General features: G+C 53.5%; 24 protein-coding genes. 9 read left to right on the top strand and 15 right to left on the bottom strand.

All coding sequences use genetic code 11. The annotated features are described in order from the left end of the window. Positions 1-179 precede the first annotated feature (179 nt). The gene (locus DPV68_RS06205; protein ID WP_114165924.1) at positions 180-383 is read right to left on the bottom strand and encodes a hypothetical protein; all 204 of its coding nucleotides are present in this window, start codon (positions 381-383) and stop codon (positions 180-182) included. 205 nt (positions 384-588) lie between these two features. On the opposite strand from DPV68_RS06205, the gene DPV68_RS06210 reads away from it, so the two are divergent. Both DPV68_RS06210 and DPV68_RS06215 read left to right on the top strand, forming a co-directional pair. Beyond that, positions 589-1,281 carry an ABC transporter ATP-binding protein gene (locus DPV68_RS06210; RefSeq protein ID WP_021066794.1) on the top strand — a complete coding sequence of 231 codons (693 nt, stop codon included), beginning with the start codon at positions 589-591 and terminating at the stop codon, positions 1,279-1,281. Beyond that, a complete protein-coding gene (locus DPV68_RS06215) occupies positions 1,274-4,498 on the top strand; it encodes an ABC transporter permease (protein WP_114165925.1) in 3,225 nt (1,074 codons plus the stop codon). The genes DPV68_RS06210 and DPV68_RS06215 overlap by 8 nt, the downstream gene beginning before the upstream one ends. A gap of 52 nt (positions 4,499-4,550) precedes the next feature. Here the strand turns inward: DPV68_RS06215 and DPV68_RS06220 are convergent, their stop codons facing one another. From DPV68_RS06220 to zapA, 7 genes are all read right to left on the bottom strand, one after another. After that, entirely contained in the window at positions 4,551-5,018 is a 468-nt protein-coding gene (locus DPV68_RS06220; RefSeq protein ID WP_114165926.1) for a hypothetical protein, read from the bottom strand. Between the two features lie 32 nt (positions 5,019-5,050). Continuing rightward, positions 5,051-5,515 carry a hypothetical protein gene (locus tag DPV68_RS06225; protein WP_114165927.1) on the bottom strand — a complete coding sequence of 155 codons (465 nt, stop codon included), beginning with the start codon at positions 5,513-5,515 and terminating at the stop codon, positions 5,051-5,053. Positions 5,516-5,656: 141 nt separating this feature from the next. Continuing rightward, on the bottom strand, positions 5,657-6,073 hold the full coding sequence (locus tag DPV68_RS06230) for a DUF350 domain-containing protein (protein WP_114165928.1): 417 nt from the start codon (positions 6,071-6,073) through the stop codon (positions 5,657-5,659). A 7-nt stretch (positions 6,074-6,080) separates the two neighbouring features. After that, a complete protein-coding gene (locus DPV68_RS06235; protein WP_114165929.1) occupies positions 6,081-8,435 on the bottom strand; it encodes an endonuclease MutS2 in 2,355 nt (784 codons plus the stop codon). Then, positions 8,436-10,151 (bottom strand): DNA polymerase/3'-5' exonuclease PolX, encoded by a 1,716-nt coding sequence (gene polX, locus DPV68_RS06240; RefSeq protein ID WP_114165954.1) that lies wholly within the window; start codon positions 10,149-10,151, stop codon positions 8,436-8,438. Between the two features lie 63 nt (positions 10,152-10,214). Further along, positions 10,215-10,751, bottom strand: a complete 537-nt coding sequence (locus tag DPV68_RS06245) for a CvpA family protein (RefSeq protein WP_114165930.1) — start codon at positions 10,749-10,751, stop codon at positions 10,215-10,217. Positions 10,752-10,759: 8 nt separating this feature from the next. Continuing rightward, positions 10,760-10,981 carry a cell division protein ZapA gene (gene zapA, locus DPV68_RS06250; protein ID WP_114165931.1) on the bottom strand — a complete coding sequence of 74 codons (222 nt, stop codon included), beginning with the start codon at positions 10,979-10,981 and terminating at the stop codon, positions 10,760-10,762. 211 nt (positions 10,982-11,192) lie between these two features. Here zapA and DPV68_RS06255 point away from each other — a divergent pair, with 211 nt between their 5' ends. From DPV68_RS06255 to DPV68_RS06265, 3 genes are all read left to right on the top strand, one after another. Then, the gene (locus DPV68_RS06255) at positions 11,193-12,419 is read left to right on the top strand and encodes a dicarboxylate/amino acid:cation symporter (protein WP_114165932.1); all 1,227 of its coding nucleotides are present in this window, start codon (positions 11,193-11,195) and stop codon (positions 12,417-12,419) included. Between the two features lie 74 nt (positions 12,420-12,493). Next, positions 12,494-13,339 carry a GNAT family N-acetyltransferase gene (locus tag DPV68_RS06260; protein WP_114165933.1) on the top strand — a complete coding sequence of 282 codons (846 nt, stop codon included), beginning with the start codon at positions 12,494-12,496 and terminating at the stop codon, positions 13,337-13,339. Between the two features lie 42 nt (positions 13,340-13,381). Continuing rightward, entirely contained in the window at positions 13,382-13,588 is a 207-nt protein-coding gene (locus tag DPV68_RS06265) for a hypothetical protein (protein ID WP_114165934.1), read from the top strand. 33 nt (positions 13,589-13,621) lie between these two features. Here DPV68_RS06265 and DPV68_RS06270 read toward each other — a convergent pair whose 3' ends face one another. Both DPV68_RS06270 and DPV68_RS06275 read right to left on the bottom strand, forming a co-directional pair. Beyond that, a complete protein-coding gene (locus tag DPV68_RS06270; RefSeq protein WP_114165935.1) occupies positions 13,622-14,920 on the bottom strand; it encodes a murein hydrolase activator EnvC family protein in 1,299 nt (432 codons plus the stop codon). 292 nt (positions 14,921-15,212) lie between these two features. Then, positions 15,213-15,731, bottom strand: coding sequence for a VanZ family protein (locus tag DPV68_RS06275; RefSeq protein WP_114165936.1), 519 nt, complete (start codon positions 15,729-15,731; stop codon positions 15,213-15,215). Positions 15,732-15,893: 162 nt separating this feature from the next. On the opposite strand from DPV68_RS06275, the gene DPV68_RS06280 reads away from it, so the two are divergent. Continuing rightward, positions 15,894-16,367, top strand: a complete 474-nt coding sequence (locus DPV68_RS06280; RefSeq protein ID WP_114165937.1) for a glutathione peroxidase — start codon at positions 15,894-15,896, stop codon at positions 16,365-16,367. A 38-nt stretch (positions 16,368-16,405) separates the two neighbouring features. On the opposite strand, the gene DPV68_RS06285 is transcribed toward DPV68_RS06280, so the two are convergent. Continuing rightward, positions 16,406-17,332 carry a CAP domain-containing protein gene (locus tag DPV68_RS06285; protein ID WP_114165938.1) on the bottom strand — a complete coding sequence of 309 codons (927 nt, stop codon included), beginning with the start codon at positions 17,330-17,332 and terminating at the stop codon, positions 16,406-16,408. A 19-nt stretch (positions 17,333-17,351) separates the two neighbouring features. Continuing rightward, positions 17,352-17,798, bottom strand: a complete 447-nt coding sequence (locus DPV68_RS06290; protein ID WP_114165939.1) for a MarR family winged helix-turn-helix transcriptional regulator — start codon at positions 17,796-17,798, stop codon at positions 17,352-17,354. Positions 17,799-17,916: 118 nt separating this feature from the next. Here DPV68_RS06290 and DPV68_RS06295 point away from each other — a divergent pair, with 118 nt between their 5' ends. The 3 genes from DPV68_RS06295 to DPV68_RS06305 all read left to right on the top strand — a co-directional run bounded on the left by DPV68_RS06295 (position 17,917) and on the right by DPV68_RS06305 (position 20,526). After that, the gene (locus tag DPV68_RS06295) at positions 17,917-18,330 is read left to right on the top strand and encodes an organic hydroperoxide resistance protein (protein ID WP_198662261.1); all 414 of its coding nucleotides are present in this window, start codon (positions 17,917-17,919) and stop codon (positions 18,328-18,330) included. Positions 18,331-18,421: 91 nt separating this feature from the next. Further along, positions 18,422-19,279: a metallophosphoesterase gene (locus DPV68_RS06300; protein WP_114165941.1), complete on the top strand. Its 858-nt coding sequence runs from the start codon at positions 18,422-18,424 to the stop codon at positions 19,277-19,279. Between the two features lie 107 nt (positions 19,280-19,386). Beyond that, positions 19,387-20,526 carry a zinc-dependent alcohol dehydrogenase gene (locus tag DPV68_RS06305; protein WP_114165942.1) on the top strand — a complete coding sequence of 380 codons (1,140 nt, stop codon included), beginning with the start codon at positions 19,387-19,389 and terminating at the stop codon, positions 20,524-20,526. A gap of 41 nt (positions 20,527-20,567) precedes the next feature. Here DPV68_RS06305 and DPV68_RS06310 read toward each other — a convergent pair whose 3' ends face one another. The 3 genes from DPV68_RS06310 to abc-f form a co-directional block, all read right to left on the bottom strand. Beyond that, positions 20,568-21,479 (bottom strand): cation diffusion facilitator family transporter, encoded by a 912-nt coding sequence (locus DPV68_RS06310; protein ID WP_114165943.1) that lies wholly within the window; start codon positions 21,477-21,479, stop codon positions 20,568-20,570. 114 nt (positions 21,480-21,593) lie between these two features. Continuing rightward, positions 21,594-22,370 carry a hypothetical protein gene (locus DPV68_RS06315; protein WP_114165944.1) on the bottom strand — a complete coding sequence of 259 codons (777 nt, stop codon included), beginning with the start codon at positions 22,368-22,370 and terminating at the stop codon, positions 21,594-21,596. A 12-nt stretch (positions 22,371-22,382) separates the two neighbouring features. Next, positions 22,383-24,077, bottom strand: a complete 1,695-nt coding sequence (gene abc-f / locus DPV68_RS06320; RefSeq protein ID WP_114165945.1) for a ribosomal protection-like ABC-F family protein — start codon at positions 24,075-24,077, stop codon at positions 22,383-22,385. Between the last annotated feature and the right edge of the window lie 158 nt (positions 24,078-24,235).

Genomic DNA, 24,235 nt, shown 5'->3' on the forward strand with positions numbered 1-24,235 from the left:
TGTATAAGAGACAGCTTTTAAATTTTACCATATTTTTCTTCGTCAACAAAAATCGGATTTTAAGTGGTAATAATGCTACATTTGTTCTTTTTTCTGTTTTAAGGTATTGTCATCGAAGTCTAGAGTCAATCTACGTTATAATTATAAATTCAATTTATTTCATATTACATTTCAACTTTTCAGTCCACAATCTCAAACGCCTTCACATACACGACATGGTCGAGGAAGATAATCCACTCGTCCTCGAACTGGACGAACCCGTCCGTCGCGTGACGAAACGACTGATAAATCGATTCCAGCGCCGCATAGCGACTCTCCGCTTCCACCACTTGCGTCAACACCTCATCGTTGATCATATGGAACTCGATCTCGAACTGTTTCATTGTTTCCACTCCCTTTCACTCGATTCAACACGCTCATAACTCTTTTCCCCATTCCGTCCCATACTCCTCTCAAAACCAAGACGAAAATTTATCCGACTATCAGCAGGAAACTTTTTCCTTTACACTATGATAAATAGTCAGAAAATTACGTGTTCTTACATATTTAATATTGACTATCTTATCCCACCAAGAGAGGAAGCTTACAATGGCCTATGATTTTGAATGCAAACACCTGACGAAACGCTTTGATAACGGCGACATCGCGACGCTAGCGCTCGACGATGTGAACCTTCACTTCACCCACGGCGATTTCATCTCGATTATCGGTCCATCCGGTTCAGGCAAATCGACACTACTCAGCTTGATTGGCACACTCGACCGTCCAACCGATGGCACACTCTTATTTAACGGCGAACCCATCTCAACCTTGTCCGCAAAACAGCTCGCCGACTTCCGCTTCGACAACATCGGTTTCATCTTCCAACAGTTCCATCTGATCCCGACGTTGACGGCGCTCGAGAACGTCATGGCACCCCTATTCGGGCGGAAAGTCGACTACGACGGCGAACAACGGGCACTCGAATTGTTGAAAGAAGTCGGACTGAGCGACAAGGCGAACTCGCTGCCGTCGCAGCTATCCGGTGGTCAGCAACAACGTGTCGCCGTCGCCCGCGCCCTCATCCACCGTCCGAAGTGGTTGCTCGCGGATGAGCCGACCGGGAACCTCGACACGCATACGGGCGATATCATCTTCGACTTATTGACGCGTCTGAACCGGGACAACGGCTGCGGCGTCTTGTTCGTCACCCACGACCCTGAGCTCGCCGATCGGGCGAACCGAAAAATTGAGATGCGCGACGGGCAGGTCGTCGCCATGAGCGACGTCCATCATGCTTAAGTTCATCTGGAACTCATGGTGGCGGAATAAGGAACGGTTCATCCTGCTCATGGTCGGGATGCTCATCGTCAGTACCGGGCTCAGCTATCTACTCGGGGTGACCCAGGCGAACAACGGCACGGTCGTCAACGAGCTCCAGAAACGGTGGGATTCGTCATACCATATCGTCGTCCGACCGGAAGGCAGCCGCAGTGTGACCGAGGACTTGAACCTGCTCGAACCGAACTATATGAGCGGGCTTGAGGGCGGCATCACGCGCGAGCAATACGAGACGATTCAACAGATTGCCGACGTCGATGTCGCTGCACCGATCGCGATGATTGGGTCGACTTATTCTAGTTCGTTCACGCATACGCATACGTTTGATAAAGCGGATCTTTATCGACTCAAGATGAATACACTCATCGATACGGGCATTGAAAAAATCAATGACTTCCAAGATCTGAAAGCCTACTTTTGGGTCTGCTGGATGCCGAACGGTGATTCGACCCACATCGGAATCGGTCCGACCGCCCTGTACGAAGAGTTTCCCCTCTCTTACGGGAGCGATGTCATGTTGGCTGGGATTGACCCGGTCGCCGAAGCTAAACTCGTCGCCTTAGACGATGCCGTACAAGCAACAGAGTTCAGTCGTTATTTCAATGATGAGGATGTCCCAGAGCCTTACGATGAAGACATCACGACGATTCCGATTTTGATGAGTTCAAAAGACTACGTCGATGCCTCAATCAACTACACGATTGAAGAAGTGGATGTCGATACAAGCGATCAAGAGGCGTTTATCAAAACGTATCTCGATCAAGGAAAAGATGAATACCTCGATAGCTTGAAAGGGACGGAGGTCGCCTCATACGACTTTACAGCGCAACAAATGCATGACAATATCACGAAACACATTTTAGAAGGGACACCACAACCGCAAGACCCTCGTGTCACAGTTGACTATACTTGGCTTGCCGAGAAGGCTTCACCTCTCGTATATGAAGGCGTGACGAGCCCGTTCCCGAAACGTTGGCCGTACTCGTATCAAATCAAACCGTTCCTCGCTGAGGGTCAAGTGGCTTACGGCCAAGAAAGTATGTATCGCAAGTCAAATAAATACGCGGAAGACCTTAACGATGCACCGAAGGTAAAATATAACTACATCGGCTTGTTCGACCCGTCGAAACTGAAATTGTCGAAAGACCCGCTGACGGAACTTCCGATGGAGACGTATTTCCCGGCGAGTGCCGATTGGGTCATAAACTCGAAGGACAAACCGGTCAACCCACCGACGACGGTCAAGCCGACGAACAACCCGTATAGCTTCCTCACGAAACCACCTTCGATGTTGACGACACTCGATGCCGCGTTCGCCATCGCCGGCGACAAAGCCATCTCGGCGATTCGCGTCAACGTGAAAGGCGTCGATGTCTTAAACGAAGAGAGTGAAGCGAAACTGCAAGCGGTCGCTAAAGAGATTGAGGATCAGACCGGTCTCATCACGGACGTCACGCTCGGCTCGTCTCCGCAATATGCCGTCACGTATCTCCCAGGACTCAAAGGCGAGAGCGCCCTCGGCTGGATTCAACAGCCGTGGATCAAACTCGGGTCATCGATCACGATTTTCCAAGAAGCGAAACTCGGCTTCTCCGGTGTCGTCTCGAGCGTCATCCTCGTCGCGATGCTGTACGTGTTCAGCTCGAACATCATCATGCTGTACGCCCGGAAGAAAGAATTCGCCATCTTGCTATCGCTCGGATGGCGCCCGAGCCAGCTGTCGAAACTGTTGTTCCTCGAAGCGACGATTCTCGGTTCGATGGTCGCGCTCATCTCATGGATGATTCTCGGGACATTCCTGTGGACGGCAGCCGGCTCGACGTCGATTGCCCGCATCCTGTTAATCGGACTAGCCGGTCTGTTGATTTATTGGCTCGGGACGCTCATCCCGATTCGACTCGTCCGACGCATCAAGCCGTATGAGACGATGCAGTCAGGTGAGGTGTCGAAAGGACGCCGCCTGCTCCGCTCCCGATCGAGCGTCGGCATGAGCTTGAACCAGCTCGTGACGTATTGGCCACGGACGACGTTGTCGATTCTCGCCATCGCCTTACCGACGAGCCTGTTCGGCTTCTTCCTGTTCGTCACGTTCCGCCTTCAAGGCGTCTTGTATACGACATGGATCGGTGAGTTCGTCGCCCTTGAGGTCGGCACGATGCATTACGTCGCCATGGGTGTCGCCTTGCTCATCGCGATGCTGACGACGACTGAAATCATGTGGCAAAACGTCTCAGAGCGCAAGCCGCAGCTCGCCGTCTTGAAAGCGCTCGGTTGGCAGAACACGTCCATCCGTCGGCTCGTCTTGACGGAAGGCGCGTTGACCGGGTTCTTCGCCGGACTGCTTGGCGTGACGGTCACCATCATCATCGTCACCATCATGTATCAGAAGTTCCCGACGTCCGAGTTACCGTTCCTGTTCGCGACCATCCTCATTCCGGTCGTCACCGGTGTCCTCGGAGCCTTGTTGCCTGCCGAACGCGCAGTCCGGATCACGCCGGCGGAAGCGATTGGGGGGCACGTCGTCAACCAGAAGAAAGTCGAAAAACGATTCCGTTTCGTCCTCGGGACGACCGCGACGGCACTCGTCGTCGGCATCATCAGCTTGTTCGTCTTCACGTCACCAGAAGTCAAACCGGTGACGGAAGAAGCGAAGACGACACCAGCTCCGACCGCACAGACGACTGGTGCGAAACAAGCTGATTTAAAAGCGGATAAACCGAAAGAAGCCAAAGCTACCACACCAAAAGAAGATGATCTTCAAAAAATCATGAACCTCGGTACGTTTCAAACGTTTATCGGGGATCCACAAATGAAGAAACGTGAATTCCAAGTCGGGGAACCTGTCTACGCCTCACCGGATGGGACCGAACCGGAAGCTGGAAAACGATTCGTCAGTCTGCCCCTCTCTCTCTTTCATGAGGATGATGGATATGGCGGCACTATGGACTATCGACCGAACGGGTTCCGCATGTACACGCCAGACGGGAAAAAATATAGTCCAATCGATATGGTCAACCACAATAAAAAAGCGTTCAAAAACGGTTTTCGTTATTTCGCAGGCGAGAAATCCGAAATTGATTTAGTCTTCCTCGTTCCAGAGAAAGAGAAAACGCTCGTCTTGTATGCTTCCAGCGGCGCCATGCCGAAAGTGTACACGGTTAAAATTGAAGTACCGTAAATCAAAAATGGAGCGTCGTCCCTTCCTGGGATGGCGCTCCTTTGCGTTTACATCATTTTGGCTCATATCGAAAGTCTGACACTTTTGCGTTTGTTCGCGAGTAAAGCGTGTCCATCGAAAATCGGCTAGGGAGACTTATACTCCCCGCGTGCACGTTCTCGATGGTTTGATCGATATACGCGTTTTCCGCTTCTAAATATTCGACAACGAGGTCTTTATACTCATCGGCAGCAGAAACTTTATGTTGCAAGCCCTCCAGTTCGGCTAAATACATGTCATTGTCCGCTTGCATGCCTTGCAATTCTTCTACCGCTCCGGGAACGTTGACGTCATCTCTCGGAATGCTCGATAACGTGAGCATCTTGATTTGATGGTCGCGTGCTGACGAAATGATTGAACCGGCATCGAAATGAATAACGGGTCTGTCGTCAATCGTTTCAACCGTGTCCGTTCCTCCGCAACCGGTTAAAGCAAGCATTGCTCCTGCGAACAGAGCGACGGATAAGAGTAACTTCTTCATCATCGATCCTCCTTCGCAACTGTTAGGCTTTCTTACGAAACTTCATTTATGGTTTCGACTGCAACCCCTGTATCCCCGGCTTTCCCCAAGTCGAGCACGGTCGGCTCTTCGTACGCCAAGACGTGAAACTCTTGTTCAAACGTCCGAATCACATAGTGGGATAGTTCGCCTCGGTACGTGTTGACACGTTCTGTCCCCATGTTCTCTGCGGCGAATCGTGTGAAATGGGACGTCTTCAGTTTCACGATTGGGTAAGCATTACGTAACCCTTCTTCATGTATGCTATGGTCCTCGATTGTCCCAAGAAACACTGCATATTGCTCGAAACGGATCCTGATGCGGTCGCGTTCCGCGTCCCACGTCAAGAGCATCGTCGGGTCACTTGCCCCGAAAAACGTCCACTCGAGTGGATAATAGGTGACGCCCTTCATCTGGAACGACTCCGTCTCGAGCACATAGTCTTCCGTCGTCATCAAAAAGTTCAAATCGATTGCCACACTTGTCTCCCCCTTTCAAAAAAAGCGACGTCCGAAAACGTCGCCTTCCTTTAATAAAAGATAAACCACAGTGCCGCTGCCACTAAAAACAGGCCGGCCCCGATGAAGAGAATCTTCGCTAGTCTCTCATATACCATGTCTTCACCTCACCAACGCCGCGCCGACGACGAGCGAGACCCCAATCGACAGCAGGAACGCCATCAGGCCGACGGCGATGTTCCCTTTCCCGATCTCCTCGTTCACGTTGAGCGACGGCGTCAAAAATTCGAATAACCAATACGTCGTCAAGAGAAGGACGAAGCCGAAGCTCCCTCCGACCAACACGTCCATCGTTTGGTCGTGATGGCTCTCGACGACGCGGAAGATATTGGCGAGACCGACGATTTTTCCGCCGGTCGCGAGTGCGACGGCGATATTGCCCTTCTGAACCTCGCGCCAATTGCTGTACGGCGTCGTCACCTCGAAGATGGCGAGACCGACGACAATCATGAGCCCGGCAATCGTATACAGGCCGAGCGACTCAAGCAAGACGTTCACGTTCACATTCCCCATTACCATGTTCCCCTCACTTCAGTTCGACGACCGTGACTCCGAGTCCGCCTTCCCCCATCCCACCGGGGCGCTGACTCTTCACGTGACGATGTCCTTTTAGGTACTCTTGTGTCGCCTGTCGCATCGCACCGGTCCCGAGACCATGGATGATACGGACGTTGTCATACCCGGACACGAGCGCCTCGTCGATATATTTGTCGAGGCGGGAAAGCCCTTCTTCGACCCGGACGCCGCGCAAGTCGAGCTCCGACTTCGTCGAGCTCTGACGCTTGAGCGAGCTGCCTTTCGACTGGAGCGACTGCTCTTTCGATGGGCCGATCTTCTGAAGGTCGTCCGCTTTGACGTTCACTTTCATGATCCCGACTTGGACGTTGTACTCGTTGTCGCTGAGTTGCTTCACGATATAGCCCTTTTGGTTGAACGTCGTCACTTTCACTTCTTCGCCTTTACTGAACGTACGTTTCTGTTGCGCTTTTTGTTTCACTTTTTGGATCTTTTTCTCTTGGAGCGTCGGTTTCGCCGATTCGAGCTGTTTCTTCGCGGCGATGATCTCGTGCTCTTTGACGATCCCTTCTGCGCGTAGCTTCTTCAAGCGGTCGATGACTTCGTTCGCCTGGCGTTTCGCCTGTTCGACGGCCTTCTCGGCACGGGCCTCGGCTTCGCCGTACATCGTGTCGCGTTCGCGCTCAAAATCGGTCAGCTTCGCTTCGAACGCCGCTTGCTCTTCTTCAAGGTCGTGGCGTTTGACAATCAATTCTTTCTCGAGCTGTTCGGCACGTTGCTTGGCCGCCTCGAGCTCATTGATCATCGATTCGACCGATTCGGCGTCGGTGCCGACATGGCTCCGTGCCTTGTCGATGACTTGTTCCGATAACCCGAGGCGTCGGCTGATCTCGAACGCGTTCGAACGACCCGGTACGCCAATCAACAGGCGGTACGTCGGGCTGAGTGATTCGATATCAAACTCCATCGAGGCGTTCATGACGCCTTCGCGATTGTAAGCATAAGCCTTCAGTTCCGAGTAGTGCGTCGTCGCCGCCACGCGGGCGCCGCGCCGTTTCACTTCGTCGAGGATAGCGATGGCAAGGGCCGCCCCTTCTTGCGGGTCGGTCCCGGCACCGAGCTCATCGAACAGGACGAGTGACATGAAGTCGATCTTGTCGAGCATGCTGACAATGTTCGTCATGTGCGAGCTGAACGTCGACAAGCTCTGCTCGATTGACTGCTCGTCGCCGATATCGGCATAGATGGCGTCAAAGACGGACAGCTCCGTCCCAAACTCGGCCGGTACGTACAGACCTGACTGCACCATCAGTTGGAGCAATCCGAGCGTCTTGAGCGTCACCGTCTTACCGCCGGTGTTCGGTCCGGTGATGACGAGCGACGTGAACGCCTCACCGAGCTCGACCGTGATCGGTACGACCTCATCTTGCGGGATGAACGGGTGACGCGCCTGTTTCAATTTGATCTCGCGTTCGTCGTTCAGTTTCGGCTCCGTCGCTTTGAGCTGATGGCCGTAGGCGACTTTCGCGAACACGAAGTCGAGCGTGGCGAGCACGTCGAGATTTGTCACGACCGAATCGGCAACACCGCCGACGAGGTTCGACAGTTCGCTCAAGATACGGTCGATCTCGGCGCGCTCTTTCAAGCGGACTTCTTGAATCTCGTTGTTGATCGACACGATTGCCTGTGGCTCGATGAAGAGCGTCTGACCCGATGCCGATTGGTCGTGGACGATCCCGCCGAACGCTTGGCGATACTCCATCTTGACCGGAACGACGTAGCGGTCGTTCCGGATTGTGACGATGGCGTCCGACAACATCTTCGCATTGTTACGGAGGATGTTGTCGATCCGTGAACGGACGCTCCCTTCAAAGCTACGGAGCTGGGTCCGGAGGCCACGGAGCCGGTCGCTCGCCGAGTCTTGGACCGTGCCTTGGTCGTCGATGGCGTGACGGATCGTCTGTTCGACCTCGATCAGCTTCGTCAAACGCTCGGCATACTCGTCGAGGCGCGGAATGCGGAGGTCTTCATTGTCCTCGTGCAGCTTCTCGAAAAAGTTCTTCACTTGGCGGCCGCTGTACATGACGGCGGCGACGGCGAGCAGTTCGCTCGTCGAGAGCACCGAGCCGATGGCGGCCCGTTTCACTTCACTGCGGACGTCGGTCAATCCACCGAGCGGGAGACGGTCCCGGAGCCTTACGACCTCGGTCGCCTCACGGGTGACGTTCAAGTTCGACAATACCCGGTCGTACGTATAGTCGGGCTGCATGTTGAGCGCCCGTTCTTTGCCGAGCGAGCTCGCGGCATGGGCGGCGAGCTGCTGGCGGAGTTTTTCATATTCTAAAACGCGTAACGCGTGATCCATCTAGCATGTTCCTTTCTGTCGCTTCGCGTCGATGAACGCCTTGGCGTCCTCGAACGAGAGGCAGTTGATGATGTCTGACGGTTCGAGATAGGCTTTCCGGGCGTGCAGGACGCCGAGTGCCATATCTTCCATCATATCAGGGTGGTGCGTGTCGGTGTTGATCATCAGTTTGACGCCGGCCGCCTTCGCTTTCTTCAGCGTCGAGGCCGTCAAGTCGAGCCGGTTCGGGTTCGCGTTCAACTCGAGCGCCGTCCCCGTCTCTTTGGCGAGGGCGATCAAGCGCTCCTCGTCAATCGGATACCCGTCACGGCGGCCGATGAGACGGCCGGTCGGATGGGCGATGACGTTGACATACGGCGAGCGGCAGGCGTTCTCGAGCCGAGCCATGATCTCGTCGACGGATTGGTCCATCTTCGAGTGAATCGAGGCGACGACGTAATCGAGCGTCGCCAAGAACTCGGGCTCATAGTCAAGCGTCCCGTCCGGGCGGATATCCATCTCGACGCCGCGGAGGACGTGCATATCGTGCTTCTTGGCGGCAGCGAGAATCTCTTCCCCTTGCGCCTCGAGCCGTTCCTCGGTCAAGCCGTTGACGAACGACATGTATTTGCCGTGGTCGGTGATGGCGATCCACTCATAGCCGCGCGCTTTCATCGCCGCGACGAGCTCGTCGACCGTCAACTTCCCGTCCGACCAGACCGTGTGCATATGCGCGTCGGCCTTGATGTCGGCGAGCGTGACGAGCTTCGAGATGTCGTGCTCGAACTCGAGGTTGCCTGCCCGGAGCTCCGGCGGGATGAACGGCAGCCCGTAGCGTGCGAACAGCTCGGCTTCCGTCTCCGGTTGCCAGAGTCCGTCCGCCGTCTCGACACCGTACTCGGAGATCGACTCACCCTTCGCCTTGGCGAGCTGGCGCATCCGGACGTTATGGTCTTTCGAGCCGGTGAAGTGATGGAGCGTCGCGGCGAAGGCACCCGGTTCGACCATGCGGAAGTCGACCGACACCATCTCCTCGCGCTCAAGGACGAGCGACACTTTCGTCTCGCCGGCCGCGATCACCTCGTTGATGAACGGGAGGGCGAGCAGCTTGTCACGGAGCGCGACAGGCTCTTCGGTCGCGATGATGAAGTCGAGGTCTTTACACGTCTCCTCGGCACGGCGGAAACTGCCGCCGACCGAATGGCGCAAGACGAGCGGCTCGGCTTCGAGCACCGCGTCAATCTCTTCGACGACCGGACGCATCATGGCGTAGGCGAGACGCTCCGGACGTGACTCGAGGTTCCGTGCCGCCGTGAGCAACTTCTCGACGCTCTTGGCGCCGAATCCCGGCAGGCTCGCGGCCGTGCCGTCTTCTAACACCGTAATGAGCGTCTCGAGATCGATGACGCCGACTTCACGGAGCTTGGCGAGCTTCTTACCGCCGAGCCCTTGGATTTTGAGCAATTTCATCAGACCGTATGGAATCTCTTCTTGAAGTGACTCGAGCACTTCGCTCCGCCCCGTGTCCCGCCATTCTTCGAGGACGGCGGCCGTCCCTTTGCCAATGCCGGAGATCGTCGTCAAATCCTCGATATCCTCAAGTTCGAGCTCCGTGTTCTCGAGCGCCGTCGCGGCTTTCCGGAAGGCGTTGATTTTGAACGGGTTCTCCCCTTTAATCTCCATATACTGCGCAATCTTTTCTAACAGCATCATCGCTTCAACTTTATTCATTGCAATTCCCCCTTTTCCATACAGAAAAGGCCGAGACACAAGCACTAGCTTGCATTCCGGCCTGTCGTGTTACAACATCTTATTCGAGAACCATTCTGAGAGGTATGGCGTGTCTTGAATGATGTACGTGGCGAGCGACGAGTTGTCGACCGCACTTTGGACGCTTGCCATCGGTACGAACGCGATGACCCACAAAATGAAGAACGTGATCACGTATGCCTCGAAGAATCCGAGGACGGCCCCGATGACACCTTTTAATTGGCGCAAAATCGGCAAGTCCGTCACGAAGTCGAGCATCGACAAGATGAGATGCAAGACGAGTTTCGTGATGACGAACAAGACGACGAACCAAAAGACGTTATAGAACGTCATCTCAAGGCCAGTCAACGCGTTTAAATCGATGACGCCTTCCGGTAATGATCCGTCGAGTTGCGACGGATATGGAATCCAAAGCTTGAACGCTTCGGCAAGATCACGGTAGTACGCATTGGCGACGAGGAAGCTGATGATGAGCGCGACCCAATGGCCGAGCTGCAAAATCGCACCGCGGCGGAACCCGTTGATGATTCCGATGAACAAGAAAAATAATATAAGTAGAGTAACCATAAAGTGATTTATTCTCCCGAATTTCGTTTAGTTTTGACGTGATCGCTCGCGATTTGGATAGCCGCGAGAACCGCTGCCTGTCGAGCGTCTAGATGAGGGGACTGTTCACGAATTTCACGGATTTTGCTATCGACCAAAAAGCCCACTTCCCTCACATGATCGGCCGGCTCTTCGCTGACGATCGTATAGTCTTGACCCGCGATATGAATTGTTGTTCGTTGTACCTGCACGCGTCACCCCTCCTTTACATCTATTCCAAATTAATCATAACATCGTTTGTATATTAGGAAAAGAAGAAGGTCCCTCTCTTTTCCGCACTAACATTTTGTGATACCCTATTTCAAAGTTGTCAAACGTCAATCTTTATTGAAAAATGAAAGATATGGTGGCGACACCGCATGAAATGTGCGAAAATAGCAACAATTCAAACATTTAGAGAGGATGATTTTTTTGAAATTACGTATTGGCCTTCTAGGTCGCATCATCATCGCTATCGCATTCGGGATTTTACTCGGTAGCATCGTACCAGAAAGCCAGAACTGGATTGTCCGGACGTTCGTCACGTTCAACACCGTCTTTGGACAATTCCTAGGCTTCGCCATCCCGCTCATCATTCTCGCTTTCATCATTCCAGGAATCGGGGAACTCGGAAAAGGCGCTGGGAAATTGGTCGGTTTGACAGCGGCCATCGCTTATTTGTCTACAATCATTGCCGGAACGCTCGCTTACTTCACGACAAGCAACCTGTTCCCTCAAATCTTGTCACGCAGCACGACATCTGCTGAAAACCCGGAAGAGGCTCTTTTGAAAAGCTTCATGGAGTTTGAGATCCCACCGGTATTCGGCGTCATGACGGCGCTCATTCTCGCCTTCGTCATCGGCATCGGGATTGCCGCCATCGAAAGCAAGCGCTCGCTCGACCTAGCTATGGATTTCCGCGATATCATTGAACTACTGATCAGCAAAGTCATCATTCCACTATTACCGATTCATATCGCCGGAATTTTCATGAACATGACGTACGCCGGACAAGTCGCCGAGATTCTTTCGGTGTTCTCGCTCGTCTTCGTCACGATCATCGTCCTTCATTTGACGATGCTCTTGATTCAATACTCGATCGCAGGGGGTCTCAACAAAGAGAACCCGTTCCGTCTCTTGAAGACGATGATGCCGGCTTACTTCACAGCCATCGGGACACAGTCGTCAGCGGCGACAATCCCGGTCACGCTTCGTCAAGCGAAAGCGAACAACACAGACGAAGGCGTCGCCAACTTCGTCGTCCCGCTCTGTGCAACAATCCACTTGTCAGGGTCGACGATCACGCTTACATCGGTCGGTGTCGCCCTCATGTACTTGAACGGCATGCCGATGTCGTTCGCGATCGTGCTCCCGTTCATCCTCGCCCTCGGCGTCACGATGATCGCAGCACCAGGCGTACCAGGAGGAGCCGTCATGGCCTCGCTCGGTTTGTTCGGTTCGATTCTCGGATTCAGCGAAACGATGCTCAGTCTTGTCATCGCGCTCTACTTGGCACAAGATAGCTTCGGTACGGCGACGAACGTCACTGGAGACGGGGCCATCGCTAAAATCGTTCATTACTTTAAACGCAATACAAAAATTTTGGATGACGCAAAAGCGCGCGAGGAAATCGCGTCATCTCGTCTCTAATTTGATAGAATGAAAAAAACGGGCAAGCCATCAGGTTTGCCCGTTTTGTATACATACGCTGAAAGGGTGTTTAGATGGAACTGATTCGTTGGAACGACCTGTCCGGATTTGAAGAACGCGTCATGCCCTACCTGCTCGAACATGAGGCCGAGAACAGCTTGATGATCGGTGTGCTCGATGCAATCAAGCAAGACCGATACGAGTCGTATCATCAACTGACCGTCGAAGATGACGGTGATGTGCTCGCGATCCTGCAAGTGACGCCGCCTCATCCGCTCAATTATGTGCTCGTGAATCTTGAGCGAGAGAATGACGTCCTTCGTCTGCTCGTGCCTGAACTGTTGAACGGGGATATTCCCTTCACCGAGGTCGTCTCGCAAGCTGATTCAGCAATGAACTTCTACACGCTCTGGTACATCTTGACGGCGCGAGAGCCGAAAGTCTTCATGGAGCAAGGCCTGTATCGTCTTGATCACGTCAACGACATCCCGCTGTCGGAAGGGTCGATGCGACGTGCCACCGAGGAAGATGAGACGTTCCTCGTGAAGGCGTATAACGCGTTTGAAAAGGAAACTGGTTTGCGGGTCTCGTCGAAGAAGGAAGCGAAACAAAAGATCGCGACGATGCTCGAGAATCAAGAAGTGTACGTCTGGGAAGTCGACGGCAAGGTCGTTTCATGTGCGAAGAAATCGCGTGAGACCGCAAACGGCGTCACCGTCTCGTTCGTCTACACGCCAAAAGCGTTGCGCAAGCGCGGCTATGCACGCTCGCTTGTCGCCGAGCTGAGCCGGGAGCTCTTGACGTCGAAACAATATTGTACGCTCTATACGGATTTGAGCAACCCGACATCGAACAAGATTTATAAAGAAGTCGGCTATCAGAAAATCTTCACCTCGGCGTGGATTCGATTGCCTAGCTGATTTGATGCGTCTCCCCTATACTGTAGGGGGAGGCGATTTTTGATGAACAGATTATTCGGTTGGTGGCTCCGCATCCCGCGCCGGGTCCGGATGACCGCCTTGACAGTCGTCACGCTCGCCGTGCTCAGTTATATGGTGGTCCTCGGTGGAAGAAGCATGGTTAACGACCCGAACTGGGATACGCTCTGGCTGAGCGTCATCGGTGCCGCCCTGCTGACCTTGATCGCGTATAAGGCAACAAAAAAGTGATCGACGCGTTCGTCGATCACTTTTACTATACGTTTAGAAGAATGAAGCTGGGTTGACCGTGTTGCCCGCGCTCGAAGACGAGTACGAGTAGCCGCCACGGTGAATCTCAAAGTGCAAGTGTGAGCCAGTCGAGTTCCCTGTGCTACCCATCGCGCCGATGTTTTGGCCTTGTGTCACACGTTGACCGGCTGATACCGATACCGAGCTCATGTGTGCGTACACTGTCGTCCAGACCTGCCCGTTCAACACATGCGTGATGATGACGTGGTTGCCGTAGGCCCCACCCCATCCAGCTGTCGTGACCGTACCTGTTTGTGACGCATTGATCGGCGTTCCGACTGGTCCCGCGATATCAAGTCCGTTGTGGAACGAGTAGCCGTTCGCACCGCTCGCCGCGCCCCAACCTTGTGAAAGACGACCGTTCGCCGGGCGTTGGAACATGCCGCCGCTTGCTGGTACTGAGGCTACCGCCGATGCTGTCGGCGTGCTGACTGCATTCGAGTTTGAACTCTGTTGTTTCTTCGCAGCCGCTGCCGCAGCTGCCGCCGCACGTTTCGCTTCCTCGGCCGCACGACGCTGTGCCTCGATTTCAGCCTTGATCGCTTTCTCTTGTGACTTGAGTGTTGACTCCATCTCTTGGAGGCTCATCAATTTTGATTCGAACTTCACTTTCTCAGCGTTGAGTTTCTTGATTTTCGCTGCGCGCTCTTTCATTTTCTTGTTGAGCGTCTTTTGACGTTGTTCGCGTTCTTCTTTTTGTTTCACGAGAGCATCGCGCTCGGCTTTCAATTCAGCTTGCGCTTTCGCCAATTTTTCTTTCGTCGCTTGGTATTCTTCAAAGATTTGTTTATCGTTCTCTTGGATTGTACCAGCTGTGATCATGCGTGTGAGCAAGTCACCGAAATCTTTCGAGCCGAAGATGAACTCTGCCCAGTCAATCGAGCCGCCGCCGTTTTTCTGCATCGTCGCCATGCGCTCTTTCATCAACTCTTCTTGTGCCTTCATCTTCGCTTCGTATTTTTTGATTTGCTCTTGAAGGGCCGCAATTTTTTGTTGTGTCGCACGAATCTCAGCCTTCTTTTGGGCGACGTCGTTGATGACGTCTTGGAGTTCAGCATCTAACTTGTTGATGGCTTGCTGCTCTTTGCTGATCGCCTGTTCACGTTTTTGGATCGAAGCGTTCGCTTTGCTTTGTGCACTGTTATTTTGTTGTTGTTGCTGTTGCACCTTTTTTTGCTTGTCTGTAAGTGACGCTGCATAGCCAGGTGCCGTGCCGCTAATGAGAAGAGCTCCTAAAGTGACGGTTGCTGCAAGTTTCTTCAAGTTAACCAATGTGCTTCCCTCCGCTGAGTCCTGTGAATTTCTATATGAAATAGATCAAATTTTGTATAAGTTATAAGGCGAATGTTCGTATCGCTCTGAGACTCATTATAGCAATCTAAACCTAAAGTTATTTTACACTTATATTTCATTCGCATTACATTGACTCGATTTAGGTTTTATACGTTTAAAAATCGGGGTATAAAGGGATTTCTCATTTACCCTTGTCACAAAAACGTTATAAACAAAAAGAAAAGCACTTCTTGAAAGCGCTTTTCAGATAACCACCTGTATCATTTTTTTATCACCTCATGGAAACATAGCCTGAACGAGAACGGTTTGTCCGGCGGTGTCTCCAAAAATAATAGCCGCCGAGGAGAAGCGCGCCACAGGCCGCCCCGAAACTATCGAGCAGGATATCCTGGATGAGCGGCGTCCGCTCGGGCGTCAAACTTTGATGGTACTCATCGAAAATGGCGACCGTGTTCGCGAGTGCCCAGGCGAATAAGAGCGTCAGCCCGGCATGGAGTCGCGTCCGCGCCACCGCTTTGACAAGAAGTGCCCCGAGTGCAAAGAAGACGGTGAAGTGCGCCGCTTTACGAATCAAAAACTCAATCAACCCGGCGCTTCCTTTCGCCTCGAGCGACACTGGGCTCCCCGCGTACTCGAAGTCGACGGTCGACAGCGCCGGTTCGGCCCACGTCCAATCGATGCGTTCGAGCGGTGAGACGATGCTCTGATCCGAGTATGGGGTCGCGCTTGAGAAGAATAAGCCAATCAGGATCAAACTGATCCATACAAATTCATTTTTCAGTATGTACATGACACCGTTCCTTTCTACAACGAGTTTCATTATACGCCGTCCATCATGTTTCATTGTAACAACGATTTCATCGTTTCGTGACAATTTGATTGCGGACGACCGGTTCAAAGTCGTACCTTGAATTTTTGCTTGGTATAATGATAAAAAAAAGGGGGAAACAATATGATTTATCAATATGAAGCGGCCGACATGAGCGGCAAGCTCCAACCGCTGTCGAAATACGAAGGGGACGTCCTGTTGATTGTCAATACGGCGAGCAAGTGCGGCTTCACCCCACAGCTCGACGGGCTCGAGAAATTATATGAGCGCTACCAAGGACAAGGTTTCCATATCCTCGGCTTCCCGTGCAACCAGTTCGGCCATCAAGACCCGGGGTCGAACGAGGAAATCAGCGAGTTCTGTCAATTGAATTATGGCGTGACGTTCCCGATGTTCGCCAAAGTCGACGTGAACGGGAAAGACGCCCACCCGCTCTTCCAATACTTATCGAAAGAAGCACCGGGCCTCCTCGGCTCGAAGACAATCAAATGGAACTTCACAAAGTTCCTCGTCGACCGCAACGGAAACGTCATCGAACGGTTCTCGCCGCAGACGACTCCTGACGAGATCGAGTCGGCGGTCAAACGCCTGTTATAAGCAAAAAGACGGCCGCCGAAATCAGGCAGGCCGTTTTTTTAGCGTGGGGTGATGAAATTAATCGTATAGAACGGGCTCGACTCTTCATTATAGACGAGACCGACCGACACGTGCGTGAAGCCATCTTTCAAGATGTTCTCCCGGTGGCCGAGCGAATTCATCAGTCCCCAGTGGGCGTGGAAGACGCTCATCTGCCCCATCGCCAAGTTCTCTCCGGCAAGCGAGTAGGCGATCCCAGCCTCGTTCATCCGCTCGAACGGGTCACGGCCCTCGGGATCGGTATGGCTGAAAAAGTTGTTTTGCGCCATGTTCTCACTATGGGCGCGCACGACCGGGAGCAGCGGTTCGTAATCGGCGAGCGCCGATAATCCGAACTTCTGACGGTCCCAATTCATGAGCATCCGCATCAACTGCTCGTTCGCGACGAGATTGTCTTCCGACACGTCGCCGTAATAGCCGTCGCTCGACTCCTCGACATCCCGGTCGACGGTGAGTACCGCCTTCAATGTGTCCCCGTCGTGTTGATCGAAGAAGAGCGTCACATAGTCGTCATCAATCGCGTATACGTCGAACGACGGATCGTCCGGAATCAAGTAGCGCTTCAACCCTTTGTTGTACGATTTGACCTCATCAAAACCGATTTGCTCGACTTGTTGTCGCGTCGTCTCGCCCACAATGAGCCCTTCAAAGATGCTCCCCGTCTCGAACTGATAATGGCCTTGCTTCGAACCGTCACCGTCGATCAACTCGAGGCTACGGTCCCCGTTCTTCTCGAGCAAGTACCAGTCATGCCCGGCATATTGGCTCGTAAATCGCGGCGCGTCGGTCGAACGTACCTGTTGTTCGTCCACCACTTCCGTCGACTTCACTTGCACGCTCGTCGGCGCCGACACGTTCGGCACTTCAAACTTCCAGGCCGCATACATGCCGATTGCGAGCAATAAAATCACTAGTTTACGAAACATAGCGTCTCCTTTCGAACATCTAACCTTCTCGCTCCCTGAAGTCACGCAACCGTGCCTTAATATCGATGAGCATCTCCATATAGGCGACATACGTCGCTTCATCTATATTCAGCATACCACTCACTTTGAGTGGAACCTCCTCGGCCTGCTCACGCAGTGCGCTCCCGACAGGCGTGAGGGACAGGACAACTCGGCGCTCGTCATCGGTCGCCCGGATTTTTTCAACGTAATCGAGTTGCATCAGCCGCTTGACGAGCGGTGACAACGTCCCTGAATCGAGGGTCAGTCGGTCGCCTAGCTGCTTCATGTCAATATTGTCCTCTTCCCACAAGACGAGCATGACCAAATACTGGCTATATGTCAGGTTTAGCGGTGCCAAAATCGGGCGATATAATCTTGTAAGCTCTTTTGAAGCGGTATAGAGCTGAAAACAGATCTGTTGCTCTAATGTTAACGAACTTTTCATAGGATTTCCTCCGGCTATGGTATTAAGACAAGCATATCATTTGCGTATCTATTTGACTGCTCTATAATTAGATTGTGCACAACTTAATCGTCTAAAAATGAAATGGAGGAATTGAATCATGAAATCCTTATTCACAGCTTCAGCAACTGCAGTCGGTGGCCGCGAAGGTCGCGTGACATCGACTGACGGAGTCATCGACTTGAACGTCTCTATGCCTGGTTCTAAAAACGCTGAGGAAGCGACGAACCCGGAACAACTTTTCGCAGCCGGTTACGCGGCATGTTTCGGTAGCGCCTTGAACCTCGTCATCGGCAAAGAACGCGTCAAGACAGACGGCACGAGCGTAACTGGTCATGTCACGCTCAACCAAAACGATGAAGGCTTCTTCATCTCAGTCGAACTCGAAGTCGAGATTAAAGGTGTCGACCAAGCGACGGCGGAACGTCTCGTCGAGGCGGCACACCAAGTCTGCCCGTATTCGAAAGCGACACGCGGCAACGTCGACGTCAAGTTGACTGCTAAAGCAGCATAATTCGATGGCCCGCTTCCGAGCGGGCTTTTTTTGCGTCCTGCTGAACGACAGAGTAGAATGAAAGAACGATAGACATGAGAGGAGGCGGACGATGTTCAAAGGCAAACGTAAATATGTAACGATCGGCCTCGGGGTCGCGTTTCTACTCGCCGCCTTCTATAACGGCCTGACCGTCCGCAATTATGCGGTCGAATCCGACAAGCTCGAGGCGGGTCAATCATTTCGGGTCGTCCTATTGTCCGATTTGCATGGCTACTCGTACGGCGACGACCAACGCGTCTTAATCGACAAAGTGCGAGAACAGGAACCGGATTTAATCGCCCTTCCCGGCGATATCCTCGACCGCTTCCGTTCCCCTGACGCCTCGTTCGAATTGATCGAGGGGCTACAAGGGATCGCGCCGATGTACTTTGTGACCGGAAACCACGAGATCGACGGCTCGGATGATTTCGTCCGCCACGACGTCAAGGATGTGTTTCGTTCCTACGGCGTGATGGTGCTTGAGAACGAGACGAGCTCGGTCAACGTCAACGGTGTCGACATCCTTGTCGGCGGCCTTGAAGACCCGCTCCGGACGTACAATGAAAACATTTATGCCAGCTGGGAAGAGACTGCCTTGACCTCGCTCGGCGATGTCGACACCGAGACATTGTTCAGCCTGCTACTGTCACACCGGGCCGAACAAGTCGACACATATGCCAGCTTGCCGTTTGACCTTGTTCTTTCAGGTCATGCCCACGGCGGACAAGTCCGAATTCCCTATTTATTGAACGGGCTGTATGCGCCGGACCAAGGCTTCTTCCCGAAGTATGCCGGCGGTCTATATAAGCACGAGACGTTCACCCACGTCATCGGTCGCGGCTTCAACTATAGCGTCAGTGTACCGCGTGTGTTCAATCCACCGGAGATTGTCGTCATCGACGTCATCGGGAAAGGGGCTTCCCAGTGAGCCCCTTTTCCTATTTTCCTCAAAATCGGATTCGCATGCATGCTGTACGGGTATAGTATCCATGTTGTGACTTACCTGTTTTTCTAAAAAAGGGAGGAAGTGGACATATGCGTGCTGTTACCTATCAAGGAGCGAAGAACATCGAAGTCAAGGATGTGAAAGATCCGGAGATTGAGAACCGAGAAGAGATTATCGTCAAAATTACGTCAACGGCCATTTGCGGATCGGATTTGCATATTTACCAAGGAAATATGCCGACCCGTCACGGCTATGTGATCGGTCACGAGCCGATGGGAATTGTCGAAGAGGTCGGTCCCGATGTGACGAAAGTGAAGAAAGGTGACCGTGTCGTCTTACCATTCAACGTTTCTTGCGGTCACTGTTACTACTGTGAACATGAAATGGAGAGCCAATGCGATAACTCGAACCATGCTCCTCATACCGATGCAGGCGGCTACTTCGGTTTCACGGAGCAGTTCGGGAACCATCCAGGGGGCCAGGCCGAGTACTTAAAAGTGCCATATGGAAACTTCATGCCGCTTGTTATCCCAGAGTCATGTGAACTAGACGACGAGGCACTCTTGTTCTTGTCGGACGTTATTCCGACAGCATGGTGGAGTCTAGAGAATGCCGGTATGAAAGCGGGAGACACGGTCGTCATCCTCGGATCGGGGCCGGTCGGTCTGATGACGCAAAAGCTCGCCTGGGTGCGTGGTGCGAAACGCGTCATCGCCGTCGACCCGGAAATCTACCGGTTGAACCGGGCTAAACTCTCTAACAATGTCGAGACCGTGTTGATGAAAGACCCGATCGATACTGGCAAGTATATTTATGAAATTACAAACGGCGGGGCTGACGTGGTCATCGATTGTGTCGGATTCGACGGAAAAAAATCACCGATTGAGAAAGTCGAACAAAAGTTGATGGTCCAAGGAGGAACCCTCAGCGCCATCAAAGTCGCGAAAGAAGCGGTGCGTAAGTTCGGTACCGTACAATTGACAGGGATTTACGCGATGAACTACAACCAGTTCCCGCTCGGTGATTTCTTTACCCGAAACGTCAGCATTCGGACGGGACAAGCGCCGGTCATTCACTATATGCCCGAGCTGTTCCAAATGATCGTCGACAAGAAGTTCGACCCGACCGATATCATCACGCACCGTCTGCCGCTCGAGCAGGCAGCTGATGCGTACAAGATGTTCAATGATCATTTGGACGACTGTGTCAAAGTCGTCTTGAAACCATAACGAAAGCGGTCCCCGACTCTTGTCAGGGACCGCTTGTTTATTTACCAGATCGTCCGTTCTTCGCAACATTGTGCTTCCCGTTCGATTTGAACGGTCGAACGCTCGAACGTGGCGAACTGTCGGATTCGTTTCGTCACCTCACGCAAGACGCGCTGGTCGTCCGTGTCTGCCCCGATCAAGACGTGGCACGTGACGGCGAGTTCGTTCGATGAGATTGACCAGACATGTAAGTCATGGACTTCTTTGACGCCATCGACGCCACCGAGTTCACGTTGCATCGCCACGACGTCGATTTGGTCGGGTGTCCCTTCCATCAAAATATGGATCGCCTCCCGCGTCACGCGGTAGCCGCTCAACAAAATCAGGACAGCGACGAACAGACTCGCGATCGGGTCGGCAAGTGTCCATCCGAACGCCATGATCAATACGGCCGCCGTGATGGCACCGACCGAGCCGAGCAAATCGCCGAACACGTGCAACAGTGCACTGCGGACGTTCAAGTTGTCACGTTCACCCCTCATGAGCAGCCAGGCCGCGAGTACGTTGACGAGCAGCCCGATGATGGCGACCGTGAGCATGCCCCCGCTCAAAATCTCAGGTGGGGCGAACAAGCGCTGATACGCCTCGATGATAATGTAGATGGATATGACGAGTAGCGTCAATCCGTTGACGAATGCCGCCAAAATCTCGAACCGCCGATAGCCGAACGTGCGCTCCGGCGTCGCCTGCCGTTCCCCGAACCGCACGGCGAGAAAACTAAGACCGAGCGCGGCTGCGTCACTGAGCATGTGGCCTGCATCCGACAAGAGCGCCAAACTGTTCGTCCATAATCCGCCGATGACCTCGACGACCATGAACGTCGCAATCAGGACGAACGACCAGAATAATGCCCGTTGGTTCGTCGTATGGTGATGATGGTGGTCATGTCCGTGGTGATCGTGATGTGCACCCATACCATCCCCTCCTCTCCCTTTCATTCTATACCTTTCTCCCTTAACATTCAAACTTTCGTTTGAATGAATACATAAAAACAATCGCCGAAAGGGATGTCCTCTCGACGATCGTCATTATTTTTGTTCGAGCCGGACCCGCATGACCCCGTCATATGGGAACAACTTCAATTGTCGCGTCTCGCCCTCATACCAACTGCCGGCATTTTGACTGCTCGTCGCCGTCATATCAGGCGTCGCGACCGCTTGGCGGTCCCAGTCGATCGCCTTCACCTGCTGGTCACGCACCATCAAGAAGAAACCGTCATAGAAATGATATTCGTTCACTTGGTCACGCTGGACCGCTTTCGGGGCCCCGAGCGTGGCGCGGACGCTCGAGATATCTTGTCCGAGCCATTCAAGCGTCGCCTGGTCGGCCGTGGGGACGACCGTTTTCCAGGCCGCGGTCACATCTTCGTCCGAGACACTCGTCGCTTCCTTCGTCACTTGCGCTTCCGTCACCCAACCGATCGTCCGCTCGTTCAATTGGAGCTTGACGAAACCACTGACGGCCTCGAGTTGTTCGAAACGGTCGCCGAGGTCGGCCTCATAGATGACCGTCACCCGGTCATCGGCGAACACTTTCGTATACGGTGCCGCGATATAGACGTACGTTCCATCGGTCTCCTCTGCCTTCGCTTCCGCTTCGGTCTCCTCGGTTTTTTCTGATTCACTGTCGACCGATTCGGTTGCAATGTCATCTGTCTCCGGCAACGCCGATTTCTTCGTGTCCATGAGGGCCGCGAAGGCGATGACGCCGACAAGTGAAGCGATTAATGCGATGACCGTCGCCGTTTGCCATAACCGCTTCCGTTTCCGTGATGCGGCCCGTGATGCCCGAACTTCTTCTTTCATGTGATTCCACCCCTATTTGTTTCGTCTATTCTGTTCGGATTCGGCAAGGGGGATGCCGTTTCCTGCCTCGTCGAAGAAAATATACGGTTCGCTCGTCAATGTCTCAAGCGTCTGGAGCGTCGCGTCAACGTCGACCGGCTTCGTATCTCCGGACTCGAGAATGCGCACCGTCTCCCCGAGCTCGATCGTCCGGTCCGTCAAGCGGTGGAACGTCCGGTCATGCGAGATGAGAATCAATCCGCCTCGATACACCTCTAGCGCGGCCTCGATTTGTTCTCGTGTCGCCACGTCCAAATAGTTCGTCGGCTCATCGAGGGCGAGCAGGTCCGCGTCCGAGAAGTACAAGATGAGAAAAGCGATTCGGCACTTCTCACCCATGCTCGCGTCACGGATCGGCTTATATACTTCATCGCGACGGAACAAAAAGTGTGCGAGCAGCGTCCGCGCTTCCGTCTCCGTGATGTCACTCTCGGTCAGGAGCGCGTCGAGCAACGTCCCGTCTTTCGGCAATCGGGCGAGCGTCTGCGAGAAGTAGCCGATTTTCAGTTTCGGGTGACGATGAATCCGACCTGACGTCGGGACGAGTTCACCTGTCAACAGTTTCAACAGCGTCGTCTTCCCGCTCCCGTTCGACCCGACGATCGAGATACGGTCACCTCGATTCACCGTGAACGAAAGTCTCTCAAAAAGAGGCGCCTCATAACCGAACGAGACGTCGTCGACCGTGATCCACGTCTTCGCCTCGAGCGGGTCGGCTTGGAAACGGACGGAGACGTGGGTCGCGTCTTTTGGTCGATCGGGCCGAGAACCTTCGAGTTGCTCGAGCTTACGTTCCCTTGCCTTCATCTTGACGGCGAGGTTCGCTGCGCCTTTTTGCGCGCCTGGACTCCGCACGCTCGCCGTCGCCTGCGCTTTCAAATGCCAGCCCTTGTATTGGGCGATCATATCGAGCAGCTCCGACTTCCGCGCCATATAGCGGGCATGGGCCCGCTCGTCGCGTACCCGTTCCTCGGCCTTCTGCTGTTTATACGCCGTATAGTTACCCGGATAGCGGACGACTTTCCCTGCATCCAATTCAAGGATGACCGTCGCGATGTCATCGATAAACTTTCGGTCGTGGGAGATGACGAGCACCGTCCCCGGTAACTCGTTCACCCAGCGCGTCAGCCACTCAATCGAATCCAAATCGAGATGGTTCGTCGGCTCGTCCAAGAGGACGATGTCGACGTGTCGCATCGTGAGCCGGGCAAGTTGGGCCCGTGTCTGTTCACCGCCGCTCAACTCGCGGAGCCGAGTCGCTTCATACCCGTTGAGACCGAGCCGTTTGAGCGCCTGTCTCGCTTCAAGCTCGAGTCCGAAGGCGTCGGTCGCGAGCGCCTCGTCGTATGCTTCAAGCACGCGCGCCGTGTCACCTGATGTGACATCCATGTAGAGCGGATAGCGCTGCGGGTCGCCTTGCATGACGTAGTCCAGCGCAGTCTCTTCTCCGTCAAACACCGTCTGTTTGACGACACCGACCGAACCTAAGACGTCGATCGTGCCTGCCTGTGGGGTCAGCTCGCCGATAAGCAGCTTGAACAGCGTCGTCTTGCCGGACCCGTTCTGTCCGAATAAGATGGCCCGTTCTGCTGCCGCCACGTCGAACGAGACGTTATCGAATAATGGTTGCCGGTCGTGGTCGAACCGGACTTGTTGGATTGATAACATATTGTTTCACCTCGCTAATTGTTCGGATACGCGATGAAACAAAAAACACCATCCGCTCAAAAGCGATGGTGTGAAGAGCTCCGGTCAAGCGGAAAGAAGGGTTACCCCCGTAGCCTGAAATTGGACACACTTCACCCGTGACCGTTCGTGCGAACAGT

It is taken from the genome of Exiguobacterium sp. TNDT2 (genome assembly GCF_003331145.1).
GTDB lineage: Bacteria > Bacillota > Bacilli > Exiguobacteriales > Exiguobacteriaceae > Exiguobacterium.